Source organism: Okeania sp. SIO2B9 (assembly GCF_010672505.1).
GTDB lineage: Bacteria > Cyanobacteriota > Cyanobacteriia > Cyanobacteriales > Microcoleaceae > Okeania > Okeania hirsuta.
The window spans coordinates 1-1677 of the sequence record NZ_JAAHGK010001494.1 but is presented as its reverse complement, the minus strand read 5'-3'; the positions used below and the strand labels follow the sequence as shown (position 1 = coordinate 1677).

The following is a 1677-nucleotide window of genomic DNA, read 5'->3' as shown; positions in this document are numbered from 1 at the left end:
AGAAATTCTGTTTGAGCGTTGTCAAGTTCTTTTAACACAGCAATTTGCAATCAAGGCTATAACCCAGTACCATTGGTGGCCGAAAATTCAGGTTTAATTACTCCGATGCTACCGGATTTGATATAATACCTTGTTAATATTTATAGACAAATGGATGAAATAGTTATCTTTTTTAAGTACAATTTTATAAAATTTACACCAAAAGCCTGAGAGGAGCAAGAAATACAGCGATTCATAACTCTGGCGAGCGAGTCTTCGTCTTCTTTCTCCTCTGTTTCCTTTCCTTATTTTCTCTAAGAAATAATTTGATTTTTCAACCACTCATACCAATCATTTAAACCTTCCCCACTTGTGGCAGAAACCTGGAAAATCTTAATATTAGGATTTACCTGTTTTGCATATTCAATACAACGATTAACGTCAAATTGTACATAAGGTAATAAATCAATTTTCGTCAAAATCATTACCTGACTTTCTCGAAACATATAGGGATATTTAATCGGTTTATCTTCTCCTTCGGTAACTGATAGAATTGCTACCTTACAATTTTCTCCTAAATCAAATAGAGCAGGGCAAACTAAATTCCCCACATTTTCAATCATCAAAATTGAATCTAAAGGAGGGTTAATTCTGTATAACCTTTTTCTACCATTGCCGCTTCCAAGTGACAGCCTTTACCAGTATTAATTTGCACTACTTTACAACCAGTTTGGCGAATTTTTTCTGCATCATTAATAGTTTCTTGGTCTCCTTCTATAACACTAAAAGTCAATTCAGATTTTAAATCATTAATAGTTCGAGTTAATAAAGTTGTTTTGCCAGAACCAGGAGAACTAACTAAATTTAAAGCCAGAATATTTCGACCTTTAAACCAGCCTCGGTTTTGGGCAGCTATCAGGTCATTTTTCTGTAAAATTTTCTGTTCTAAACTAATAGTAGTTTGGTGCATTTTAGCATGAACTTCTGCCGTTTCCTTATGATTATGTTCAGGAGTATAATTATCAGAATGAGTATGAGTAATAATAGTTCCATCTGGGAGAGTATGAGTATGGGAATGATGCTTATCTACTGTCATTTTTTCTCCTGTTTGAGAATTAGTAATAGTAATTTCATTATTACCGGAACAACCACAAGTTACACACATAATTTTTCTTTCTCCATTTCTTTGATTTTTTGTTTTTGAGATTTGATTATAAGTAGGTCATTTCAGTTATCAGTTATCAGTTATCAGTACCTCCGACTTAACTCGGAGGCTTGAAATACTGAGTTATACCAAATCCGGGTTAAAAAAAAGGTGTATATATATAGTTAACACCTTTTATTCTATGCGGATTTGATATTAAACATTTTTTTCATCCTCTTAAAAGGGGAGGCTTTAGACCTCATTTTTTGGTAAGTGGGAAAATTTACAAGTACGTCATTGCGACTGTAACGAAGTGGAAGGTTTGCGGAGCATTCCGGAACGGATAGCAATCTCAAGGGTTGAGACTGCACCAACATTTGGTTATATAGTGAAGTTTATTCGCGTCTACCTACTTAATTAAATTAAAAAAAAATTAATCTCTGTTTTCGGTCAATTTTGCTAATCTTTGAACTTCCTCTAAAGGCAAATCTAAATATTCAGCAATAGTCTCTAAAGTTAAACCTAAACGAATCATATTAGATACAGATTTTAAA

At 33.2% G+C, this 1677-nt stretch carries 2 protein-coding genes; both read right to left on the bottom strand.

Going from position 1 to position 1677, the window contains the following annotated elements; genetic code table 11:
• Positions 1-293 precede the first annotated feature (293 nt).
• Positions 294-602, bottom strand: coding sequence for a hydrogenase nickel incorporation protein HypB (hypB, locus tag F6K13_RS31995; protein WP_287289725.1), 309 nt, complete (start codon positions 600-602; stop codon positions 294-296).
• A gap of 11 nt (positions 603-613) precedes the next feature.
• Positions 614-1144 carry a hydrogenase nickel incorporation protein HypB gene (gene hypB, locus F6K13_RS31990; protein ID WP_287289723.1) on the bottom strand — a complete coding sequence of 177 codons (531 nt, stop codon included), beginning with the start codon at positions 1142-1144 and terminating at the stop codon, positions 614-616.
• Positions 1145-1677 lie beyond the last annotated feature (533 nt).

What these genes read in the sequence shown, in the direction of transcription:
- hypB (WP_287289723.1), bottom strand. Translation starts at nt 1,144, where the DNA reads ATGTGTGTAACTTGTGGTTGTTCCGGTAATAATGAAATTACTATTACT.
- hypB (WP_287289725.1), bottom strand. Translation starts at nt 602, where the DNA reads ATGATTGAAAATGTGGGGAATTTAGTTTGCCCTGCTCTATTTGATTTA.